The organism is Baia soyae (assembly GCF_004341445.1).
In the GTDB taxonomy this organism is placed as follows: Bacteria; Bacillota; Bacilli; order Thermoactinomycetales; family Thermoactinomycetaceae; genus Baia; species Baia soyae.
Genome location: NZ_SLXV01000003.1, coordinates 20,495 through 44,977, shown reverse-complemented (window position 1 = coordinate 44,977; position 24,483 = coordinate 20,495). Strand labels below are relative to the sequence as shown.

21 protein-coding genes are annotated in these 24,483 nt (G+C 36.3%); 20 read left to right on the top strand and 1 reads right to left on the bottom strand.

Annotated elements, in window-relative coordinates; genetic code table 11:
- The first annotated feature begins 280 nt into the window (after positions 1-280).
- The 15 genes from EDD57_RS01700 to EDD57_RS14285 all read left to right on the top strand — a co-directional run bounded on the left by EDD57_RS01700 (position 281) and on the right by EDD57_RS14285 (position 18,549).
- Complete coding sequence (locus tag EDD57_RS01700) at positions 281-1,660, top strand: sensor histidine kinase (RefSeq protein ID WP_131847724.1); 1,380 nt, start codon at positions 281-283, stop codon at positions 1,658-1,660.
- Positions 1,639-2,295: a response regulator gene (locus tag EDD57_RS01695; RefSeq protein ID WP_131847722.1), complete on the top strand. Its 657-nt coding sequence runs from the start codon at positions 1,639-1,641 to the stop codon at positions 2,293-2,295. Before EDD57_RS01700 ends, EDD57_RS01695 begins: the two co-directional genes overlap by 22 nt.
- 115 nt (positions 2,296-2,410) lie before the next feature.
- Entirely contained in the window at positions 2,411-2,632 is a 222-nt protein-coding gene (locus tag EDD57_RS14700) for a thioredoxin domain-containing protein (protein WP_131847814.1), read from the top strand.
- Between the two features lie 11 nt (positions 2,633-2,643).
- Positions 2,644-2,844, top strand: a complete 201-nt coding sequence (locus EDD57_RS14695; protein WP_131847720.1) for a thioredoxin domain-containing protein — start codon at positions 2,644-2,646, stop codon at positions 2,842-2,844.
- 250 nt (positions 2,845-3,094) lie between these two features.
- The gene (locus EDD57_RS01680; RefSeq protein WP_243649402.1) at positions 3,095-3,334 is read left to right on the top strand and encodes a plantaricin C family lantibiotic; all 240 of its coding nucleotides are present in this window, start codon (positions 3,095-3,097) and stop codon (positions 3,332-3,334) included.
- Between the two features lie 73 nt (positions 3,335-3,407).
- Positions 3,408-6,488 carry a type 2 lanthipeptide synthetase LanM family protein gene (locus EDD57_RS01675; protein WP_131847718.1) on the top strand — a complete coding sequence of 1,027 codons (3,081 nt, stop codon included), beginning with the start codon at positions 3,408-3,410 and terminating at the stop codon, positions 6,486-6,488.
- 31 nt (positions 6,489-6,519) lie between these two features.
- On the top strand, positions 6,520-6,693 hold the full coding sequence (locus EDD57_RS14290; protein WP_165873634.1) for a class II lanthipeptide, LchA2/BrtA2 family: 174 nt from the start codon (positions 6,520-6,522) through the stop codon (positions 6,691-6,693).
- A 102-nt stretch (positions 6,694-6,795) separates the two neighbouring features.
- Positions 6,796-9,750 carry a type 2 lanthipeptide synthetase LanM family protein gene (locus EDD57_RS01670; RefSeq protein ID WP_131847716.1) on the top strand — a complete coding sequence of 985 codons (2,955 nt, stop codon included), beginning with the start codon at positions 6,796-6,798 and terminating at the stop codon, positions 9,748-9,750.
- Positions 9,751-9,763: 13 nt separating this feature from the next.
- Entirely contained in the window at positions 9,764-11,902 is a 2,139-nt protein-coding gene (locus EDD57_RS01665; RefSeq protein ID WP_165873633.1) for a peptidase domain-containing ABC transporter, read from the top strand.
- Positions 11,903-11,917: 15 nt separating this feature from the next.
- A complete protein-coding gene (locus EDD57_RS01660; RefSeq protein ID WP_131847712.1) occupies positions 11,918-12,838 on the top strand; it encodes an ABC transporter ATP-binding protein in 921 nt (306 codons plus the stop codon).
- Entirely contained in the window at positions 12,835-13,785 is a 951-nt protein-coding gene (locus EDD57_RS01655; protein ID WP_131847710.1) for an ABC transporter permease, read from the top strand. Before EDD57_RS01660 ends, EDD57_RS01655 begins: the two co-directional genes overlap by 4 nt.
- A gap of 142 nt (positions 13,786-13,927) precedes the next feature.
- On the top strand, positions 13,928-15,352 hold the full coding sequence (locus EDD57_RS01650) for a S8 family serine peptidase (RefSeq protein WP_165873632.1): 1,425 nt from the start codon (positions 13,928-13,930) through the stop codon (positions 15,350-15,352).
- 158 nt (positions 15,353-15,510) lie between these two features.
- Positions 15,511-16,116 carry a DUF2812 domain-containing protein gene (locus tag EDD57_RS01645; RefSeq protein WP_131847706.1) on the top strand — a complete coding sequence of 202 codons (606 nt, stop codon included), beginning with the start codon at positions 15,511-15,513 and terminating at the stop codon, positions 16,114-16,116.
- An 816-nt stretch (positions 16,117-16,932) separates the two neighbouring features.
- Complete coding sequence (locus EDD57_RS01640) at positions 16,933-18,288, top strand: sensor histidine kinase (protein ID WP_131847704.1); 1,356 nt, start codon at positions 16,933-16,935, stop codon at positions 18,286-18,288.
- A 102-nt stretch (positions 18,289-18,390) separates the two neighbouring features.
- Complete coding sequence (locus EDD57_RS14285) at positions 18,391-18,549, top strand: hypothetical protein (protein ID WP_165873631.1); 159 nt, start codon at positions 18,391-18,393, stop codon at positions 18,547-18,549.
- Between the two features lie 98 nt (positions 18,550-18,647).
- On the opposite strand, the gene EDD57_RS01635 is transcribed toward EDD57_RS14285, so the two are convergent.
- Complete coding sequence (locus EDD57_RS01635) at positions 18,648-18,818, bottom strand: alpha/beta-type small acid-soluble spore protein (protein ID WP_131847702.1); 171 nt, start codon at positions 18,816-18,818, stop codon at positions 18,648-18,650.
- Positions 18,819-19,045: 227 nt separating this feature from the next.
- Here EDD57_RS01635 and EDD57_RS01630 point away from each other — a divergent pair, with 227 nt between their 5' ends.
- The 5 genes from EDD57_RS01630 to EDD57_RS01610 all read left to right on the top strand — a co-directional run bounded on the left by EDD57_RS01630 (position 19,046) and on the right by EDD57_RS01610 (position 24,477).
- Entirely contained in the window at positions 19,046-19,375 is a 330-nt protein-coding gene (locus EDD57_RS01630) for a DUF2500 domain-containing protein (RefSeq protein ID WP_131847700.1), read from the top strand.
- Entirely contained in the window at positions 19,320-20,729 is a 1,410-nt protein-coding gene (locus EDD57_RS01625) for a radical SAM protein (protein ID WP_165873630.1), read from the top strand. The genes EDD57_RS01630 and EDD57_RS01625 overlap by 56 nt, the downstream gene beginning before the upstream one ends.
- A 152-nt stretch (positions 20,730-20,881) precedes the next feature.
- Positions 20,882-21,571, top strand: a complete 690-nt coding sequence (locus EDD57_RS01620; protein ID WP_131847696.1) for a response regulator transcription factor — start codon at positions 20,882-20,884, stop codon at positions 21,569-21,571.
- A complete protein-coding gene (locus EDD57_RS01615) occupies positions 21,561-22,628 on the top strand; it encodes a sensor histidine kinase (protein WP_243649401.1) in 1,068 nt (355 codons plus the stop codon). Before EDD57_RS01620 ends, EDD57_RS01615 begins: the two co-directional genes overlap by 11 nt.
- A gap of 187 nt (positions 22,629-22,815) precedes the next feature.
- Positions 22,816-24,477: a cell wall-binding repeat-containing protein gene (locus EDD57_RS01610; RefSeq protein ID WP_165873629.1), complete on the top strand. Its 1,662-nt coding sequence runs from the start codon at positions 22,816-22,818 to the stop codon at positions 24,475-24,477.
- The last annotated feature ends 6 nt before the right edge of the window (positions 24,478-24,483 follow it).

Sequence of the window (24,483 nt, the reverse complement as noted above, 5' to 3'; positions counted from 1 at the left end):
AGAGAGATCTTGAAGAAAATGGATATAGTTACAGAAGATTGAGAGAAGACCGGAAAGCTTTAGTGGCAGAACATTATAAACCAAATATCTTACTCATATCGGGATTATATGATAAATATATAGACTTAACAGATGCTAATATGCTATGGGAAGCATGGGGAGAGCCTAAGAGGATTTTATATAAGTGTGGACACTCAGGTATTGTGTTAAACCATTCCTCCATTACTGAAGATGTAACTAAGTTTGTTAATGAGAGAATATCCAAAGGAGGACACAGTAAATGCTCATCTTATGGATATTATTGTGGGTGATAGGAACACTACTTCTTACTGCTGATTTTAGAAGTCCAAGCGCTCGGTGGGCCAGTGCAACTACATTTCTTTTTGGTGCAGCAGGAATGTCATTAGTCATTGGAGAACAAATCAAACCGCTTTTTGATAATAATTCGAATATTTTCCAGTATTTCCTTTTAGTAGAAAATATCACATGGTTCATATCTGAATATCTGGCTCCATATGCTTTTATTTTTTTTGCATTAATATACTCTAAACTTATTCCTAGCAAGTATATTAGGGTACTGAAGTTTTTTCTTTTAATTCCCATTATAGGAATGCTTGTGTTTTATCCTGTACATCCGACTTTTATAATCCCGTATCACATCACAACTTTTTGGGTTGTACCCTATATTCTGGTTGGCATTGTACTTCTTATATGGTCCTATATTTTAGAGAAAAATCCTTTCATAAAAAAAAGTAGACTTTCTACTTGTTTGGGCTTTGTCCCTTTTATGATTATTGTATTAATTACTTGTTATTTCCTACGCATTATGGGGATTGAGGAGAGTTGGCGTTATAATTACTGGATTGTGGTTTTCCTTTTCAGTGTTTGCATCACTTCCCTCTTCCGTTTTGGTTTTGTGGGAGCACGTCTGAGAGTCCAACGTCAAAGTCTTAACTATTCCATACAGCGGATTCTAGCAGAAACCTCTGTCATGAACCATGGGGTGAAAAATGATTTAGGGAAGATAAAACTATACTGTGAAAAAATTAAAGAATACGCAATAACTACTAATCAAAGGGAATTACAAGAAAGTATTGATGTCGTTCTTCAAGCGCATGAAAAAATGCAAAAAAACATGATGAGAATACAACAACAAACAAAGGATCAAAAGTTATATATAGAAGAATATCGAGTAATGGATATGGTTGAGAGAAGTTTACATCAATTAGGGATTAAATTAAAATCTACGGATATTGAAGTAGTCAGAAAATGTAGTGATCATTCTCTGACTATGTTGTGCGACCACGTACTGATAGAAGAAGTTATATATAATATTATTTTGAATGCGATTGAAGCTATGCCATGTGGAGGAAAGCTTACTATACAAGTAGATGAGATAAGAAAAGATATTCTTTTAATAATCAAAGACACTGGAATTGGTATATCTAAAGAGCATTTTCCACGGATTTTAGAGCCATTCTTCTCCACAAAATCAAATCCAAGAGAGAACTTTGGTTTAGGTCTTTCCTTTTGCTACAACGTCATAAATAAACATGGCGGAAAAATAGATTTTTATTCAAAAAATAAAAAAGGAACCACTGTATACCTGGCTTTTCCAAAAAAGAAGGGGAGAGTGTTATGGAAAAGATTCGTATCGTAATAGTCGAGGATGATCAGGAGTGGCTAGATGGATTAACTACATATTTAGAGGCGTTTGATGAATTTGAGATTGTAGGACAAGCTCTTTCGAGCGATGAAGCTATTAAAATTGTCTGTCATACATGCCCGGATATTGTATTGATGGACATTATTCTGGAAAATTCCCCGTTAAATGGGATCCAAATTACATCAAAATTAATCGAAGAAAACGAAATAAAAGTAATTATGTTAACTTCGCTGGAAGAGAGTGAATGTATTTATCATTCATATGGATTTGGAGCAGTCGACTATTTGATCAAATCTAATTTTGAAGAAATACCTCATGCTATACGCTCTGCTATTAATGACCAATCGTCAATTCGTCCTAAGATTGCTGAAAAGATCCGCAAGGAACTTAAAAGACTGTTAACATTTGAGAAAAAGACCGAGATAGAAAAGATTCAATCATTACTAACTCCCCAAGAACAGAATATTATTAAGCTTATTGATCAAGGACTTACACAGTCTAAGATAGCAAGGAAATTATTTATTTCGGAAAGGACAGTTAAAAATCATGTAGGGCATATTTTGCGGAAATTAGATGTGAAATCTAGTAGAGAAGCAATTAGAAAATTGAAGGGGAGTGGTGTAATTTAAATTTATATACTATAAAAGTTAGGCTTCTATAAATTGCAATTGGGAGAATGTTGTGATGAAGAGAATAGTAATTATATCATCCATTTTTTTATCGTAATAGTAGGAATGATTATGTATAAAACGATTAACTAATCCTATAGTTATAAAGGATATTAGAAAATTTTATTTAGATCAGCCGGTTTTAGGTAATAAAGAGGTGGCTGTTACCATATTGGAAGTAGGAGATTTCAAGTGTCCATCTTGTCGGGGTTTTAAAGAGGACATATTTCCGCAATTAAAAAAGGACTATATAGAAACTGGGAAGGTTAAAATGGATTTGTTAATTTTCAGTTCTTAGGTGAAGATGCGATTGTAGCAGGTGTTTTTGGAGAAGCGATCGATGTCCAAAATCATGAATTCGAGGAAAAAGTTAGAAGAGACAATCAATTAGTGGAGGAACAAGGTATAAAGAGTGTTCCAGCGCTATTTATTAATGGTACTGAAGTCAGTGCTTCTAGCTACGGAGAAATAAAAAAGGCAATTGATAAAGAAATTGAAAATAATGGTTAGGTTGACAACCCACCCTATCTAATTTTTTGGATTATGATATCTATGTAATTTTAGTAGTTAGAGCAAATATGGACGGTCTTCATTAGAAAATGTCGAATAATCCATTTCTATCAAGGTTGCGCTAAAATACTGAACAGTACCAACCAAAGATAGTACTGTTCTAAATGATAGAAAAATTATATGCTCAAATAAGTAATTAATTTTACAAAAATAGATTTTTTTAAAGAAATACTTAAAGGAGACTAGAAATATGGGCAAAGATGTATTTATGAAAAATCCAGTGCTTAGAAAGAAGGTGTCACCACAGTTTTCTAATCCGAGTGGAGAAGTTCTTGAAGAAGTGAAAGATCACAGTATTGTGGGTGCAGGTTGCACTAAATGGGACTTCTTAGTTACATCACTTGTTTGCTGTGGAGCGAGCTATGTTTTAGGAAATAAAGGGCATTTATGCACTGGAACTGTGGAGTGTCAAAATAACTGTCGTGATTAATTTGTAAGTTATCAGTAGGAGGTGGGTTGTAAGTCTCCTACTGATAAGCAATTACCTCAAGGAGGGGGCTTTTGTGACTAATGAACGAATCGTTTCCTCGATTGATCGAATGGATGTGTTGAATTATTGGTTAGATTTCTATCCGGAGTTGGATAATTCATCAGAACTAGAGGATATCTTACATCGGGTGTCTGGGTCATCGATTAATGAGTTTGTAGAAAGGTTTATGCAAGAAGAATCGGTGGCTTTACGACCTCAATTTAACTATAAAATACATCAATATTTGGAGAGTATGGATTGCGATTTAAATAACTATGTCCCTTTTTATCATTTCTTTACTCCCATTATTAATCATAAATTCGATTTTTTTTACTCCTATATTTCAAATTGTAATATCATCCAAAATACTCCCCTTTTCATAAAGGAAGCGACTAAGTATGTTTTAAATCAAATGTTTGAAATATCATTTCGAACTTTAATCTTAGATGTCCATGTATCGAAAGAAAGAGGCATGCTTTTTGGGGAATCTGCTGAAGGAAGATTTGATTATTACTGTACTAATTTATTAAAAAACCTTGAGCAGATTGATGCGATATACCGTGAAAATCATGTTTTAACTAGTAAACTTTGTGAAATTGTAGATAATTATTTTAATTATGTTATAGAGATTGTTAGAAAAACGAAAAAAAACCTTAAGTCTATAACTGAATCAATAAACAATGGACAAGACTTGGGATACATAGAGAGTATACAAACAGGTTTAGGCGATACACATAAAGGTGGAAAAGCTGTTTCTGTGATTTATTTTACTCATGGGAAAGTAGTTTATAAACCGCGCAGTTTAAATTTGGACTTATCTTTTCAGAAGATGGTTTCTTCACTTGATGATTTAGGGATTACGGATTTAGGGTCTATTCGTCTCTACACTACATCATCGGATGGATGGATGGAGTTCATCGACTACAAAGAATGTTGTAATGTTGAAGAGGTGAAGAGCTTTTATTGCCGTGTTGGTCAATCTATGGCACTGCTCTATGCTTTAAACGCAAAAGATTTTCATTATGAAAATTTAATTGCTCATGGGAGTTCCCCAAGACTCATTGATCTGGAATCTCTATTTCATGCTGAAATTGCTCCTCCTGAAGTTCATGATAAATCATATACAAAAGCTCTACGGATTTTGGAGCATTCTGTTCAATCTACTGGACTCTTGCCTATGAGTTTGCACCAAGAAGTAGATGGGAAGGATGTATCATTAGATGTAGGTGGGATTGGTTTTGATAAAGACCAATTGTCTCCGTTTAAGTCTTTAATGATTGAGAATGGATCATCTGACGATATACGGGTTACCCGAAAAAATGGAATTTTAAAGATCGAGTCGAATATGCCCAAGTTGAATGGCGAAAATGTTAAATCGGAGAAATATGTGCATTCCATTAAAGAAGGATTTGAGAGCGTTTATATCTGGATAATGGAGCATAAAGAAGAGTTTATTAAGATGGTCAACAATCTTTTCCAAAAACTGCAGAGTCGATATATTCATAGGCCAACTTTTTTGTATGGGCAGCTATTAAGAATTGCTAATCACCCTGATATCTTACAGAGTTTTGTCCATCTTGAGGTATTGTTACACCGAATTGGCGTTCATGCTACGGATGATAGCCAGTTGATTTTGAAAGCCGAGTTAGAAGATTTACTGAGATTGGATATTCCATACTTTTTAGCTAATGTAAATCAAACAAGCCTATTTGATTCACAGGGTAGAGAGATTCCAGATGTATTACGACGTAGTCCTATGGAAGATTTTATGGAAAAATTAAGGTCGTTTTCTCGAATTGACTTGTCTAAACAACTTGAGTTTGTTGATATGGCTTTTTTGAATAGAAAAACCAAGGAACAGGACATGACAGAATTGCCCTTTTCTACAGTCTATCATAATAAACTAACTCCAGAAAAATGGTTACATAGGGCTGTAGAGATTGGTGAATACATAACATCGCAAAGTATATATGACCAGGAATCAGAGAAGCCAAGTAGCTTTTGGGTGGGGCCTAGTCTTGTAGGGATAGAGGAAAACATTTGGTCCCCCAATATTCTAAATTTTGATCTTTATAGTGGGAACAGTGGAATTGCCCTGTTTCTGGGATACTTAGGTGAGATTACTCAGAGAAAAGACTTTAAAGAGGCGGCCTATAGGGCCATTCAACCAGTTAAAGAATTTTTTAAGGAAGCAATGGTAAAGCGCCAACCTTTCCTAAATGGAGCACATACAGGCTTAAGTGGTTTTTTGTATTCGCTAGATAAATTGAGTGGTATTTGGGGGGATTACGATCTCGAAAAGTTCGTTGACTCTCGAATTGATTTTTGGGATGATCTTGCACCTAGTGATGAGGTCCTAGACTTTGTCGGAGGTTCTACTGGGAGTATGGCTGTAGCGCTTAGCTTGTGTGAAAGGCGAACAGATGAAGATATAAAGCAAAGAATGATAGAACTTGCAATAAATAATTATGATCACTTGACTAGTAGAGCTAAGTTGACTCCAGAAGGATTATCATGGAAAAAGTCTCCGTTACCAGCTTATGTAGGTTTTTCTCATGGTGTGGCCAGTATGATTGCTTATTTATACAAGTTATATCGCATCACTAAGCGAGAAGATATCTATGAAAATATGAAATTAGCATTAGCCTTTGAAAGAAGTCATTTTTCTACTAGACATAATAATTGGTTTGATTGTGAGAAAAAAGATGGAGTCAGCTATGCTTGGTGTCACGGAGCTCCTGGCATCCTACTAAGCAAATTAATGTTACAGGATAGTGGTTATAAGGATGAGCTTCTGGAGAGGGAAATTCAAATAGGGATTGATATAACGAAATCAAAAGGCTTTGGAAATAATCCGACTTATTGTCACGGTGATTTAGGAAGCTTATCCATTCTAGAGTACGGTGCAAAGGTTTTGGGAGACTCCGAGTTGAAGAACCAATGCTATAGTACTTATCAAAGCCTGTTTGAAGAAGTTTTATCAAAATCTAATTTGAAAGAACGTTTTAGGCATGCACACTCGTATAGTCTGATGATTGGTTTATCTGGATTTGGTTATTCAATGTTACAACACTATGCACCAGATGATGTGCCTGATTTCTTAAGGTTGCAGTAATAAGATAAATTTCTATGAGGAGGTGAGAATAATGACAGAGAAAAATAAAATAGATCTTATAACTGGCTATATTGATGAAAATGAGTTAAATCAATTGGTAGGAGCTGGAGACGTTACTCCCAACTCCACTTGGTGGTGTGCAACTATCGGGATAACCTTAAGTGCAGGCCCTTGTCCAACTTCTGCATGTACTAAAGATTGTTAGTAGTAGGGTTTTGTTTTTAGTGTTGTTTTTACCTTCTGATGAGAGTTTAGTTGCTATCTGAGCTTTCATCAGAAATTCTAGATTAGTAGAGGAAGGAATATTATGGTAAAAATATACAATGAAAAGATAGAAAAAAAAATGGTATCTATCATTTCTAGGTATCTAAATGAAACGAATTCTACTCCGATAGTTGTTAGGAAGATAAGTGATGTTTATAGGGATCGATTTGGTTCGTTTCTTTTACCTTTTCTCACCTATTTCCATGACTGTATAAATAAAATGTTTTGTCAGATTGAAAATAAATCTGATGTTGTCTTTAATAAAAAAGAAATGATAAAAAGCGCTCTTAGTTCTCTTGCTAATGATTTGTTGAATATTAGCATTAGAACATTAATATATGAACTATACTGTCAGAAGAGTATGGGGGAATTAAGGGGGGCAAATCCACATGAACGTTATAAATATTTTAATCAACAACTCATAGAGAGAAAGGTTACTAGGAACATTTTACAAAAATATACTGTGCTTTCTTTTTTGTTATACATAAAAATACATAGTAAATTAGAATATTTGAGTGAAGTTATCATGCATCTAGAGGAAGATGCGTCTCTGATTAAGAAGCATTTCAAAATATCATTTTCAGAAGTAGCCAATATTGAGATGAGTAGTGGAGATTCCCATAATGGTGGGAAGAGTGTACTAATTGTAGTTACAGATGAAGGCAAAATTGTATATAAACCGCATACTCTTTCTCCAGATAGGTTATTTAATGATGTAGTGGATTTTGTAAATGAGAAGAGAGTGTTACGAACCGATTTAAATCAAATTGAGAGCCTAGACTTTGGTTCCTATGGTTGGCAGAAGTATCAGTCACATGATAGATGTAAGACTGTTCAAGAGGTTGAAGATTATTTTTATAGAATTGGCGCACTTCTATGTGTCTTCCACGTATTGAAAACAGAGGATATTCACTGTGAGAATATTATTGCTTCTGGTTCATCTCCTTCTATTATTGATTTAGAGACATTGATTAAGAACGAAAATCAAATTAGGCTTGAACCGAGTTTGCATGAAGTATTTAATAACCATGTGAACAACTCAGTATTGGGAACATTGTTATTGCCCCTTAATCTGAAGTATTCTATGTTCGATTTTGATATGGGGGGAATAGCTAATTCTTCTGATATTTCTGATATATGGAAGTCATTCTATATAAAGGATGAAGGTACGGATGAGATTAGGTTAGAGGAGAAGGCAACTGTACTTGAACAACATAGGAATTGTGTGAATCTAGTGGATGAGGTTATGGAACCTATTGATTATGCGGAGTCCATTCAAGAAGGCTTTAGAGATTGCTATCAGTTATTCTTAAGTAGTGGAGATGAAGTTACAGATATATTAAAAATGAGTGGGGAAGTAGAGATAAGGCAAGTACTGAGAGCTACTAGTGTCTATGGCCGATTTTTAAAAGCATCGACTCACCCTAAATACCTTAAAGCATTTGAAGATAGAGAGAAATTGTTTTCGAAATTATATTTGAACAACGAGTTGAGCCCACTAGATATCAAGAGAGTAGATGCCGAAGTAAAGGCGCTTATAATTGGCGATATACCATACTTTTCTCAGAAAATAAGTTCAGTAGAATTGAAGTGTAATAACAAAGATAGTATTCCTCAATACTATGACCAAGATCTAAATGATGTAGTTCGATATAGAGTAGAAAATTTAAGTGCTGACGGTCTTGAGAAGCAGCTTCATTATATTAGGATGTCATTGCTTACGACAGTAAAGGATCCTTGGGATCAGGATAGTCATCATCTCCCTACTGTAAAATATTTTAATAATAATGATGACTACCTCGGTAAGGCGAGAGAGATTGGCGATTGGTTGAGTAATCGGTCTATTTGGAATATGAACGAAACAGCTGGTACTTGGTTGATCCCTTCTTTATCGTCAATTGGACGTATGAAGCTTTCTCCTGTGGAATCAGGGCTTTATGAAGGTGGAGGTAGTATCTTGTTCCTTGCTCAATTAGGTGCGGAGACAGGGGATAATAAATATCTGCAGTTAGCAAAGGCAGCTTTGGAAGGAATTGAAGAATTTAAAATTGAAAGAAAGAAACATATACTATCTAGTCTTTCCTTATTTGATGGATGGGGTTCTCGTGTATATCTCTATTACACTATGTATTCGATTACTGGAGACCAAAAATATTATGAAAAATATTTAGACTCTATAGATGAGATAGGTAGAGTGGATTTTGAGAGAGAGAGTAATCTAGACATTATTGGCGGACTATCTGGAGTACTCATTACTTCCCTCAATATTTACAGAAATGACTCTAACGATAAGTTGAGAGTTATTTGTGAGGAATTAGCAGATCAGCTACTTAGCAAAGTGAACGAGTCTAGTGAAACCTTATTGGCGGGACTTTCCCATGGAATTTCTGGAATTTCTTGGGGGTTGATCTCTTTTGGTTCACAATTCAACAAATCTAATTATATTGAGAAAGGTCTGAACCTGATTACGCTAGAGAATCAATTTATTGATGAAGAAAGATTGAACTGGAAGGATCTACGGGAAGGGGTAGTTTCTAATTCAGATCCTGTTTATTGGTGCCATGGAGCCCCTGGTATTGCATTAGCGAGAATGAATATGATGAAGTTATTAGATCAAGAAAATGAAATGCTTTCTAGAGATTTACAGCTAGCTATTCAAAAGACTGTAAAAGATGGTTTTTCTGATCAAATGGATCATAGTCTGTGTCATGGCATATTTGGGAACATTGATATTTTATTAGAGATAAGCAACTACTTGAAAGATAGAAAGTTGAAAGATATTGCTTACTCACAAGCAGATAGAGCATTGAAATCCATCAAAGAGGAGGGGTTCAAAAGCGGAATAAAAGGTGGTTTTGATATTAGTACATTTATGTTAGGGCTTTCAGGCATTGGCTTCTCCCTATTGCGTCTACATAATCCACAACTTCCCTCGCTACTCTCCTTGTCAATTCCTAGTTTGAGAGTTAGGAGTAATCGAGATGGATATAAAAACTAGACGATCAGTTCCGATGATTATGCAGATGAATCAGACGGAGTGTGGCCTATGTTGTTGTGCTATGATACTCAGATTTTATAAGAGTAATGAAAGCTTATTTGAATTAAGAGAGATGGTAGAGGTTGGTAGAGACGGCTTAAACTTTAATCAATTGAAGGAGATATTTGAAGGAAAAGGGTTTGATACTAGGGTATTTAAAGGGTCTTTAGAAGGAATCAGATCAGTGCCTTTGCCTGTCATTGCTTTTTGGAACCAGGGACATTTTGTTGTTATAGAAAAAGTGTCTGATCTCTATGTACATGTGGTAGACCCCGAACTTGGACGTAGAAAGTTGTCTATGCATGAATTCAAAGACTCTTTCTCAAATTATATACTAGTACCTACACCAACAGAGCGATTTAAAGCTAAGAAAGAAAAGCCTAAAAATGTGTGGGTAGATATAATTGCAAATTTAAAGGATCGAAAACCCCTTTTTGGTATTCTGCTAACTCTCTCTCTAGTGAGCTATCTATTAGCTTTAGGGGCTCCCATACTTGTACAGAAGGTGATTGATTATACTGTCATAGAACAAGGAAATATTGATTTAAGTGTGTTTGTCATAGGAGTTGTTTTTGTAACTGTGCTATATTGTCTCACTCTTCTAGCAAGAGGCTTAAAATTGATAACGATGAATGTTTTTTTAAGTCGTAGATTAATGATGGGGACATTTGGACATTTGCTAAAGCTGCCTTATAAGTTTTTTGACTTGAGATCTCCAGGTGACTTGCTCTTCAGATTGAGTAGTGTGAATGGCGTTAGAGAGTTGATCTCAACTCAAGTGGTTTCGGGGGTAATTGACGCAGGAGCTTTACTGATCATAACCTTCTATCTATTTTCTAAATCAGTTTTTCTTAGTGTCATAACAGTTGCTCTTTTTGCTTGTATTACATTGTTTATGTTTTTAATTAGACCTTCGATATCAGAAGCGATCAATAATGAGATCTCAGAACAGAGTAAATCACAATCTATGCAAGTGGAGGCCCTATTTTCAATTGCATCTGTGAAGATGTCAGGAATGGAAGATGAAATCTTTGCTTTGTGGAAGCAACAGTATAAACAAGTGTTAAGGCAATTTAAAAAAAGATATGTGTTGCAGAATATTTATGACACGGTTTTAGGAACTGTTCAAACCGCATCTCCTCTAATTATCTTACTTGTTGGAGTTTATTTATTTTCACAGGATGTTTTATCATTAGGAGAAGTTGTAGCTTATCATGCTTTGTCTACTTCGTATTTTGGATTAGGAAGAAGCCTATTTGGTTCCTATACACAGTATGTACTAGCTACATCTTATTTAGAACGGATTGCAGATATTACATATTCACCACAAGAGCAAAGCCCAACCAATCCTATAGACCACAAGATAACAGGAGAGTTGGAGCTAAGGAATGTTTCCTTTTCGTATACTAAGCATTCAAATGATGTGATCAAGAATGTCTCTGTGAAAATTAGAAGTGGAGAAAAGATTGCATTGGTAGGTCCTTCAGGTTCAGGGAAGACGACACTAGGAAAGATTTTAGTTGGTCTATATTCTCCTAATGGAGGGACGGTTATGTACGATGGGATACCATCAGAAAGATTTATGAAGAAAGATCTATGTAGTCAGATGGGAATAGTCCCTCAAGATATCCAACTATTTAATAAAACGATCCTTGATAACATTCGTATGAACAAACGAGAAGTTAGCATGGAGAAAATTCGAGAAGTAGCAAGAGCGGCTCAAATTGAAGAAGATATTCAATCATTACCTATGGGGTATCAAACAATCGTATCAGAAATGGGAATGAATTTTTCAGGTGGACAACGACAAAGAATTGCATTTGCTAGAGCACTACTTGGGGATCCCAAAATTCTAATATTGGATGAAGCAACAAGCTCTTTAGATAATGTAAATGAAGCTCAAATATCTGAATATCTGAGTAGTATTGGTTGTACAAGAATTGTAATTGCACATCGTCTATCTACTATTAAAGATTCCGACTGCATATATGTAATGAATAATGGAGAAATAGTAGAGCAAGGTACTCATAATGAGCTTTTATCGAGAGAGGGATTCTATAAAGAGCTGTATGATTTGTCTGGAGATAAATCTATCGAATCCATTAGCATCTAAAAAGGGAGGATATAAATGAAGCCTATTCTATCCTTGAAAGAAGTGAATAAGAATATTGGTCAAGATCATATTGTTAAGGACTTATCATTTGATATAAATCCTGGTGAAATATTTGGTTTTTTAGGTCCCAATGGTGCAGGTAAAACCACTACCATTCGAATGATTGTTGGGCTAACGAGTGTAACATCAGGTAGTATTACTATTAATGGATGGGATATTAGTAAAAATTATAAACAAGCAATTGCACAAGTTGGAGCAGTAGTAGAAACACCTGAATTGTACAATTATCTTACTGCTGAAAAAAACCTAATTCACTTTGGGCGTATGAGCGAGAATGTAACCAAAGAAGATATCAAGAATCGCCTTGATTTAGTAGGGCTACGGGGTGTAAGGCAACAAAAGGTAGGGAAGTTTTCTTTGGGAATGAAGCAACGGTTGGGGATTGCCCAAGCTTTGTTACACAAACCGAAACTGTTAGTGTTAGATGAGCCTACAAATGGACTAGATCCTGCTGGAATTAGGGAAATGCGTGATCACTTTAGAAAAATTGCCCAGGAAGAAAAGATTGCAATTATGATTTCTAGCCATTTATTGTCTGAAGTGGAGTTAATGTGTGATCGCTTTGCGATTCTACAAGAAGGTAGAATGGTGAAGACTGAAAAAATTTCGGAAGATAGAGATGATAAGATCGGTTTATATGAGTTGGAAGTGGACCAAATAAATCGTGCTACGGAAATCCTTTTAAAACAATTCCCTCAATTGAGTGTAAATGTCACCCAAGAAGAGAAAATTCAACTAAGGGTGACGAAAGAACAACTAGGTGAAATTAATGCTTTATTGGTAAAGGAACAGATCGTTTTGTATCAAACTACTCTAGTTAAACAATCATTAGAAGAGCGCTTCTTAAAAGCAACAAACCAGGGGGGATATAGATGATATTTAAATTAATTCAGAATGAGTGGATGAAAATCTTTAATCGTGCTAGCACGTATGTGATGCTTGCTCTAATGGTTGTATTTATCGCTGGAACAGCTACTTTTACTTATTATACTCAACCAGAACATGGCGTGGTTCCGAGTAAAGAAAAATGGACTTCAGAGTTAAACAAGAAGAATGAGCAATATGATAAAGAAAAGACACATGCCAACTATTATGTTCGGAAAAATGCTGTGAATCAACAAGCAATTAATAATTACCGGCTACAGCATGATGTGTCCCCATACGAATTAACAAATGTATGGAAATATATGGAGACGAATAAAAATTTAATTGAGGTACTAGCCATATTTTCTATTTTTATGGGAGCATCAATCGTTGCTCATGAGTTTAATCAAGGGACCATGAAGTTATTACTCATTCGCTCTGCTTCTAGAACACAGATATTATTAGCAAAATATTTGTCCACTCTTATATTTGTAACAGGATTTTTGATAGTGCTGTTCGGATTATCCTACCTGATAGGAAGTATACTATTCGGCTTTGAAGGACAGTCCGTGTATTTAACTTCTGTCAATGGAGAGGTAATTGAGAGATCGAGAATGCTATTTATAGGAGCTAGTTATTTAAATAGCTCTATTGAGTTGTTGATGCTTACTTCCTTTGCATTTATGATTTCAACACTGTTTAGAAGCGAGACAGCTTCTATTGTTATTTCTATTCTGTTTTTGTTTATGGGAGAGAGAATTACTGACATACTTGCTTTGTTTACAGATTGGGCTAAGTATCTGTTATTTGCTAATACGGATTTAAATGCCTATTTTGAAGGGGGACCTCCAGTAGCAGGTATGACTTTAACCTTCTCATTGATTGTATTAGCCGTTTATTTATTTATATTCATGTCGCTATCCTTCTACTTCTTTAAGAAAAGAGATGTAAGTATTTAGTTGTAAAAATAGCGTGGAAAATAAGCTTTATTATGGAGTTCAACACCTTATTATGATGGACGAGAATTCTAAATGAACAAGTAAGTTAGTCTGATATAGTCTCGTCGTCATGTTTAAATTATATTCTGAATGTGGGGTTCTTATGGGATCTTTATTAAAGAAATTCTGTTTAAATTTGTTGGTTACTTGTCTAATTATTTCTGCCTCCCCTTTCTTTCTTATAGAGAAGGGAGAGGCGAAAGAAAATAGAGAGGCTTATAATAAACTAGTCATTTTCAAAGATAGTAAAATACCTAGTGAGATTGAACTGCATGAAGAATCTGATATTAAAATGACTAGGATTCCAGAAATCGGAGCACTAAAAATTGAATCTAATCATAAGTCTAACTTAGATCAATTTATTCTTAAATTGAAACGATATCATAATGCCGAGATAGCTACAATCGGAGAAGACGTAAAGGTGTCAATACCTAGCGAATTTACCCAATTTGTTCCAAAATATAAGGATAAAATGTCTCATATACCTACTAATACTGTTTCTGAACCTAAAGAAAACTCTCTTCATCACAGTTGGGGATGGGATATTAAAAAGGTAACCGCCGGTGGGGCAAGTTATCAGATTGAAACAGGAAATCATCAAGTTAAAATAGCAATCTTAGATAGTGGAATTGATTTTGATCATCCAGATCTAAAAAATAACATCATTTCTCAGGGTAGATCATTCGTTCCAGGTGTGGAGACAGCAAAAGATGATATGGGGCATGGCACAATGGTGGCAGGAATGATTGCTGCTAATGGTAAATTATTAGGAGTTGGACCGAATTTGGGACTAGTCCCCTATAAGGTGATGAGTCAAGGAGATGGGGAATCTTCATGGGTTGTTCAAGCGATTATCCAAGCAACAAAAGACGATGTAGATGTGATTAATTTAAGTCTAGGTACTTATAAATCTTTAATAAAACAAGAGGATCAAGCTGTATTAGAATTGTATAAACGCGCTGCACGCTTTGCGTCGAATAAAGGCGTTATCCTAGTAGCGAGTTCGGGAAATGATGCTCTTGATCTAAGTAATCCGTCGGAAGTTGCTAATAAATTTGGGAAAGAGGGAGACCAGCTGGTACATGCTCCAGGTGGTGATATTCCCCATGTAATCACTGTTTCCTCTACTAGTATCCATAACCTACTATCTAAGGAATCCAATTATGGGCAACAAATTCTTTTTACTGCTCCTGGAGGGGAATTCGATTTTTCATCGGGAGATACAAAAGCCCTCTGTCTTACTACTTATCCTACGTATTTACAACAATCTCCGATCAATGAATATTTTAACCTTCCAGCGGGATATGTTTTTACTGCAGGAACTAGTCTCTCGGCACCAAAAGTATCTGGAGCTATTGGAGTATTAATTGCTCATCAGAAAAAAACTAAGAAGAGTCCTCTAACAACCGATAATATGATAAAAATTCTTCAAAATAGCGCAGAGGATTTAGGTGAGAAAGGCAAAGATCTATTTTATGGATTCGGGCTTGTGAATTTGCACCAAGCATTGAAGGTACTAGATAAATAGGGTGAGGAGAGGACAGATGGGCAGGCGCTATCATAACTATTAATGTACAGGGATATAAAGGTTTTATGTGGCTAAGTAATGGGAAAGATGGGAAGAATGACAGGATTGAGAATTGTTGCAGATATTCGTATGGGCTACTATAGTAGGGGGTAGGTATAATGAAGAGGTTCAAACTATTTGTTGACATTCACAAAGAAGAAGTTTGGCTAAACGAGCAACTAAAACAGGGTTATGAATTAGTAAGAGTAAGCGGCGTTGGAAAATATTACTTTAAAAAAATCACCAATACGAATCAAGTCATTCGAGTAGCTTGCCGATCATTGAAAAAGGGGGAGCTGATATCGTATATTAAGACATATACAGATCTTGGTTGGAAACGTGTCCCTAACAGTCAGTATCATCCCATTCATTATTGGATTAAAGAAAAGGATGGTCACGATGATTTGTGCCAAGATATAACATTATTATCTAATGAAATGCTCGAAAAAATTACTAGTAGTTATCTACCTATATTCTCCCTTCTTGTCGCAATATTCCCCCTCCTACTTGCGCAAGGGAAAATATTCTACTTGAATCCCAAAGGCGCATACTTTACCCCTGATCTATGGGAAAAAGAGGATGGTCAATTTATCCTATCCTTTTTGTTTGAAACTCCTTTTGCATTAGGACGCTTTGCTTTCCCATGGCTGTTAATTATAATGTTAGTATTCTTTGTACTCAAGATAGGATTTTTTACAGTCAAATGTCGAAGAATAAAAAAATAGGCGGTACATAGTGCCGGCTTGGAACACTATGTAAGCATGTTTTACTATTACATCAAAAAAACGAGCTTCTTCATTATATACACTTATATGAAAGTCCTGTCTAACTTCTTCGATCAAATTGCTAACAAAACTGCTAATGACTTTGCTAACAAACCATAGCAAATGAGGTGAACTGAGGTTATACTATATTTCATGAAACCCCGTTGTGTTCAGGAATATTGCACTGTCTTACACTGTATAAGGTAGATTCCGTGGTCTTGAAAACCGCCGACGTTGCAAGGCGTCCGTGGGTTCGAATCCCACCCTCTCTGCCAAATGAATAATCTAACCGTTAGCTGGTAGAAAAGTGTAATCGGGTTTACTCGGTTACACTTTTTTAATGTGTATTAACAAGTGATGAGAAATTGAGTAGGGAGAGGCGGACAAGTCCATGTATGAATACAAAGTGATTAAGGTCTGCCAGTGCTGACCCAAAGGATTATGAAACAGTGATGAATCACATGGAGGAAGATGGCTGGCGTTTGAGTCAGATGTGTTACCATTAAGTATTTCTATTTGAGTATTATCGAATAAGGAGGTATAAAAATGATCGATTATATATCTAAATCTGTTGATGATCTTGCCGTATGCCTTTTTTATCTAGAAACAAGTAAACAGTCTCGATCTAGGGATGAATGTACAATGAATTATGTATTTCCTACACCTATATGTCTAGATCTCCAATTTCAAGATAAAAAGAAGAATAGTTATCTATCTATTCTATATACTTTTTGTAGTATTACGATCCCTAGTATATCCATAGGAGGAATACGGTAAATGCTCCTCCTATGGATATTGATGTGGATGATAGGAATATTGCTTCTATTGGCTGGTTTTAAAAACACTAGTGCGCGGTGGGCGAGTGCCACTACTTTTTGTGGTGGTGTAGGAGGATTATCAGTAGTCATTGGGGAACAGATTAAACCGCTCTTTGAAAGTAATTCTGATGTTTTTCAGTATCTACTTTTAGCTGAAAATATTACAGCGTTCGTATCTGACTATCTGACCCCTTATTCTTTTATATTTTTTGGATTGTCATACTCCGAAATTGTTCCTAGAAAATATATTAGGATGCTGCAATATTTCCTTTTTATTCCTGTGATAGGGATGATTATGTTTTATCCTGTATATCCAACTTTCGTAGTTCCATATTCCTTAGCGACTTTCTGGGTTGTGCCATATATTTTGGCGGGTATTATACTTCTCATATGGTCCTATATTATGGAAAAAAATCCATTCACTAAAAGAAGTAGATTTTATACCTGTTTGGCGTTTATCCCTACTATGATTTATGCGGTAACTACAAGTTATTTTCTACGCATTATGGATATTGAGGAAGGATGGCGTTATAATTACTGGATTGCTCTCTTCCTTTTCGTGGTTTCCATCACTTCCCTTTTTCGTTGTGGCTTAGTTGGAGTCCGTCTACGGGTTCAGCGTCAGAGTCTTAACTATTCTATACAGCAGTTAACAGCGGAAACATCTGTGATGAACCATGGAATGAAGAATGATTTAGGACTCATCAAACTATATGGTGAAAAAATTAAAAATTATGCAATGACTACTAATCAAGTGAACTTGCAAAGCGACATTGACATCATTCTTCAAATGCACGAAAAAATGCAAAATACGATGATGAGAATACAACAACAAACAAAGGATCAAAAGCTATATATAGGAGAATATCGAGTAGTGGATATGGTAGAGAGGTGCTTATACCAGTCAAAAGCCAAGTTAAAAGATTCTGGCATCAAAGTAATGAATAGTATGAAATGCGATCTGACTATTTGTTGCGATCGCCTACTAATAGAAGAGGTCATAAATAATATTGTTTCTAATGCGATAGAAGCTATGCCGACTGGAGGGGAGCTTACTATAGGCATAGCTAAAAATAGAAAGAATGTTATTCTTATAATCAAAGATACGGGAATTGGTATACCTAAGGAGCATTTTACACGAATTTTGGAACCCTTCTTCTCTACAAAATCAAATCCTAAGGAAAATTTTGGTTTAGGACTTTTGTTTTGTTACAATGTTGTCAGAAAGCATGGAGGCAAGATAGACTTTTATACAAATGAAGGGGTAGGAACTACTGTATACTTAGCTTTTCCTAGGATCAAGGAGAATAGATAATGGGGGAAGGGTTGATTACAATAGGATCATAACCGAGAAGCAAAATCCACTACATAAACTAAGAAGCTACGAGACAAAATAAGTCCGAAAGGACGGGATTCGATGAAATCATACGAAAACTCCACCACAACTCCCATTCATTCGGAGGGAACGAGCAAAGGGAGAGATGAACGACTTGCAGATCAAGGGACTCCACTGGGGGAAGCCGTGGAAGCCAATAAAGAGAAGAAGTTAAAGGGGCCTAATGCTCCGGCTACATAGAAGAGATATGGGAAAAATTCCCTAAGAACATTTCCAACAAACAACAAGGTGCAATCTAGAGAATACCAGATTGCACCTTGTTGTTTGTAACCTAATTTTTACAGCATATTTTCGCCTAACAGAACTAATCGTCGAGTGATTTCTCCGCCAACATAGCCGTTCTCACGGGAAGTAGTGTCTGCTCCAAGTTGAACACCAAATTCAGATGCAATTTCGTTCTTCATTTGATCCAGACTGTTTTGAACTTGATTGTTATGTGTGTGTTTCATTTCCAAAAACACCTCCTTATTGCACCTTAGTATGGTCGGGAAGAAAGAGAATATGACTAACTTATATTTCCAAAACCATTAGATCATTGCTCTTTATAAAAATTTTGATTGAGTATAAAAATATTTTATTATATTCTCGATAGGTAAGGATATTGTGTTGAAAAAAGACTTGATGGGTATATAGCAGAAATATCTGCTCTTCAATTAGCCGAAGGAGGAACAATCCATTGGAATCGATCGGATCATTAATAGGTTATCTCATCATGGGTTTTTTTATCATCGTGTTTGGTGGAGTCATTATTTTCTTTATCTCTATTTCCATTCGGGGTTTATTTAGATGGATTCGTAATAACCATCAACCTGTGCAAGCGATAAACGCTAGAGTAATAAGTCGACGTGCCATCAAACAATATACCTTTATCGCATTCGAAGGGGAGAATGGCGATCGAATGGAGTTCCGTATGAGTAGATCTAAATCTGTGTTAGTGGTAGGAGACACAGGTGTACTTACGTTTCAAGGCACTCGATTTAAGGGATTTCAACGGACTAGACTATGAATCACTACACAAAGGAACAGAAGAAGGTGTAAATTTGGATACATTTCCGAAGTATATATATGCTGAAATAACGGCTCTTCGTGATCCTGTCAATCGAATGGATCGGGATTCCTCTAAAGAAGGAGATCACGCCTTCATGACGTGGGATCTATGGAAGAAAATCGTCGATGAGTGTAGTCAACAGGAGGATGTAATACTTGAGCCATCTTGGGCAGGAGAATCCATGCTCCATCCGCAATTTCAGGAGTTTATGGCTTATGCAACTACAAAGCTAGGTGAAAGAATACGTCTAACTACCAATGGTACACTCATTAGTGAACAAAACATAGAACTACTTAGAAGCCTAAATTGGATTACTGTGAACGTAGATAGTGATAAGGGATTCGCAAATGCAGTATGGCTGAAAAACGAACGACAAGTAGATAAAGAACATACATATCTCACCCTTGCCTTTGTTTCGGGTAATGAGGCTACAAATAAGTATTTCAATTATATAATTGGGGATCCATATCAGGAATTTCGAGGATTTGATTTTGTTGTCTATTATTACGAATTAAAAGAAGGTTCCCCGTACCATGATCCGTATGTAGGAAAGACGATCTTGATCGATTCAGAGGGATCTGTTGCGCCCTATTTGCATCCCTATCAGGGTCAAAAGGAAGCGAATCTAGTTACAACCACCCTATCAGATATTTGGCATCGCTTGGATCTAACAGATTCTCCTGAACAAATTTATCATTTCTGTGCGACTCGTAATCGTTATAGAAGCCAATTCTTTCATCCAGGTAATGATTATAGTAAATCGGTCGACTGTGCCAAATGTGGTGGTTTCCTGTCTCGGAATGCTACGTTCTGCCTAGATTGTGAGAAGCAAGATGAAATAGAGAAGCTAACATCTCAAATCCAAGGTATTACAGAAAGCAAGATTTTGTCTGGTTATAAGATTTTTCGGATTAGTCCAACCGAGTTTGAAGCATATAAAGTAGAAAATCTCGAGGAAGACGATGAGGGGCCATATAGCTATTGTGATTGGAATGGTGATGCGCATGAGGTGGCTGACTACATCCAAGGTGTGATTACTTCGGATATGGACAGCGGGCAGCATGTTTGTTCTGGATGTGAAGCGCCGATAAATCGTAATGAGACAATATGTATGGGCTGTTATGAAAATGAAGAAATAGAGAAAATTACATCTCAAATTATTAAAATTACAAACAGTGGGATCGTCTCTGATGCAATGATTAAACGAATCAGCTCTACTGAATTTGAAGTATATAATGATCAACATGTGTGCAAATGTAGTGGAGATGTACAGAAAGTAGCTGAATACGTCTACTTTTTCTACCCCTATTAAATCTAAATTATATAGAAAAGAAGTCGTCTAGTTACTGGACGGCTTTTTTTATGAAGATGCATTTTTTAATTGCCCCATTTATGCCATATATATAGACTTGAAAAGTATTTAAAGTTGTAGTGAGATAAGAGAGAGTGAGGGGGATTATGAATTTGTCTAAGCAAATCTTAATCGTAGATGATGATAAAGAAATCGTAAACTTAATCGATATCTCTTTACAAAACGAAGGTTTTACTACAGTAAAAGCGTATAATGGGGAAGAAGCCCTTGCAATCTTACAAGAGAATTCGGTTCATTTGATTATTCTTGATGTCATGATGCCTAAAATGAATGGGCTGGAATTTTGTCAGCTTGTTAGACAACATGATAATACTCCTATTCTGATGTTAAGTGCCAAATCCGAAGATATGGATAAGATTACAGGGCTGATGACAGGTGCGGACGATTACATGGCCAAGCCATTTAATCTATTAGAAATGATGGTACGTGTGAAAGCGCTTTTACGAAGGGCTTATTACTTTAATCATCAGACTCAAGAGGATAAAGAGATGATTCGCTTAGGAGAGCTGATCATTAATCGAAAAACATACTCTACTTCTGTTGGATCAGAAAAAATAAATCTAACATCGAAGGAATTTGAAATCCTATATTTTCTGGCTACCCATCTGGGCCAAGTATTTAATTCGGAAGAAATATTTCGCTCCGTTTGGAAGGAAAAATATTATGAAGCGAACAATACGGTTATGGTGCATATCAGTAATTTGCGAGATAAATTGGAAAAAAATTTAGGTTATAAAGTGATTCATACCATCTGGGGAGTGGGTTACAAGATTGAGGGATAAAACGTATTATCGGATTCTATCGAAAATTGCAGTGGTCTTTATTTTTAGCTTGTGGGCTTCCCTGTTTATTTCAAACTTTGTTTATAGTTTATTGAAAGAGTATACTCCTAACTTAGAGGCTATCGAAAATCTATTGCCGATCCATATAGAGTATGTATTGGTAGGTCTGTTTGGCATTATCATATTCTTATTATTTATTGGGAGCTATATTCGATACTTTATTCAAATCTGTCATGCGGTTAGTGAGATTGCGCAAGGGGACTCGAAAAAGAGAGTGCCTGTTAAATTTCAAAACGAATTTACCAAGCTGGCGACTCGGGTCAATTTGATTTTGGAACAATTACGTACAGCCGTTGAAGAGGAACGCTTAGCGGAACAGACGAAAAATGAGCTAATTACGAATGTTTCCCACGATCTACGTACTCCATTAACCTCCATTATGGGTTATTTGAGTTTGATTGATCGCAATCAATACCAAGACGAAGTAGAGCTTCGATACTATACAGACATTGCTTATCAAAAAGCACAGCGGTTGGATCAATTAGTGAACGATCTATTCGAATACGTTCGGACTAAAAATCCAAAGATGAGCTTACAGGTGAAAGCAATTAATTTAAAGGAATTGTTGAAGCAGATCGCGATCCAGTTCCAAATTCAGCTTAAGCAAGAAAAAATGAAGTCACGGCTCTCTTTACCAGAAAGCTCTGTTTGTGTGGAGGCAGATGGTGACCAGTTAGCGAGGGTATTTGAAAATATTATCTCGAATGCGATGAATTATGGAAAAAAAGGTATATTCGTGGATATTACGCTCGAAGTACATGATCAGCTTGCAGTTGTAAAAATCACGAATTACGGAGATAGCATCCCTAGGGCCGATCTTCCCTACCTGTTTGATCGCTTTTATCGAATTGAAAAATCAAGGTCCGTGTATACAGGAGGGTCAGGTCTAGGGCTTGCTATCACGAAGAATATCATTGAACTCCATCAGGGCTTTGTTGAGGTTAAAAGCGATGAAAAGGAAACAAGTTTCCACATTTGTCTCCCTATTTTCAAGTAAGAAACTTAGATCGAGAGGGAATTTCCCATCTACGGTCTTTTTTAGCATGACAATTAAATTTTTGACTATTCAATTAGACATAACCTTACAAAAATGTAAGGATGATATAATGAGATATTGTTGTATAATGAAAAGTGTGAATAAATATAAAAGTTATATTTTTATATTAAATCAAGGGGATGATGTCGTGATTAAGTGTAATTGGGGTGCGGGGGCTTTATCTGTTGTTCTGGTAGCCTCACTCCTAGCCTTTCCTAGTATGACGGAGGCAAATATGGATAAAAAAGGGACAGCCTCAGCTAAGCCTGCTCGCTTTCTATCCGAGTTGGCTCAGTTAAAACAACAAGTGAAACAGCAACAAAAGTGGCTGAAGAGCAATGGAATACAGAAAAATGCCCAGAAAGAGTCTGTGCAAGAGGTTCTATTTAAAGGAAAGCTAGATTGGTACCAAAATCATACTTATCGCATCGTAGTAGAAAAGGATGGAGTCCTTCGGATTAACGAAAAGAACGCAAACGACAAAGTGAAATATAGTCTCATGGATGCAAATAGTTTCGAAGAAGTGAGTAATGGAGCTAAGATGCCTGCTGGAGAGTATTTCCTCTCTGTGTGGTATGATCGAGAACTCCCTTCTTCAGAAAATGACGTATCTTATGAGGTAAAAGTCAGTGGGGTTTCCATGAATTCAGTAGACAATACAGCTCCAGAGCTTCAAACCACTGCACCTATTAAACACGAATTACGGCTTACGACGGAGGCGAAAAACTTTCAGCTTAAGGGTTCTGTTAAGGGAGCAGACCGCGTTGATATTACTGCTAACAGTACCACCTATGGCTTGAAAGGATTCACGTACTCGGAAGCGTTGCCTTTCAATCCAGGGAGAAACTCCTATCAAATAACGGCCCGAGAGATGTCAGGAAATATGGCGAATGAAGTATTCGAAGTAGTAAAGCCACATCTTCAGCGATATAACAGTACAAATCCGGCGGCTCTTTCTGCTCAATTGAGCAAGAAACGATATCCTAGTGGTGCTGAGACCGTTATTATTACTAATTCCCATTTCGGAGCAGAAGCCCTTACGGCGAATACCCTTTCCTCTGTTCAGAATGCGCCAATCCTTTTTACGGATGCGAACCAATTACCAGTAGGAGTAAGCACCGAAATCAAACGGTTGGGGCCATCCAAGGCGATCCTTTTAGGTGGTGATAAGGTTGTTTCAAAAGCAGTAGAGGAGCAACTAAAAAAGATGAACATAAAGGTTGATCGTCGAGTAGAGAGTAATCCATTTATCAGTACTTCGCAGCTGGCCGAAAAGATCTTAAAAGATAGTGAGATAGACTCAGTGTCGATCGTAGAGGCTTCTGATTTTGCGAGTGCGATGTATATGAGTGCGGGCTATAGCTCTCCTATTTTACTGGTAGAAAAAGACCGGATTCCTGTTGAAACAAAGGCGGTATTAAAGAAATATCCCCAGATTAAAAATCTTCTAGTGGTGGGACCAACAGGCCAAATCTCGGAAGCGGTGAAAAAGCAACTAGGCTCATACGGTAAAGTAGCAGAAGTGACTGGAAAAGATCGTTTTGAGGTAGGAGTAAATGTAATTCGTCATTTCAGTAAGATAAATGAAGTAGATGCAAGTGAGTTCGTCATTGTGAAGGATCAGGATTATGCATCTGCTGTATTAGGTGGAGGATTTTATGCACCTATCTTGTTTACTCCGGCCCATTCTTTGGACAAGTCCGTTTCTACCTATTTCAACGAGAGTAAACCAAATGTACTACATCTCTTAGGTGGGAAAGAGGCCATTTCGACACAAGTAGAACAGCAGTTGAAAGGAAAATTGAATTAGAGTTCA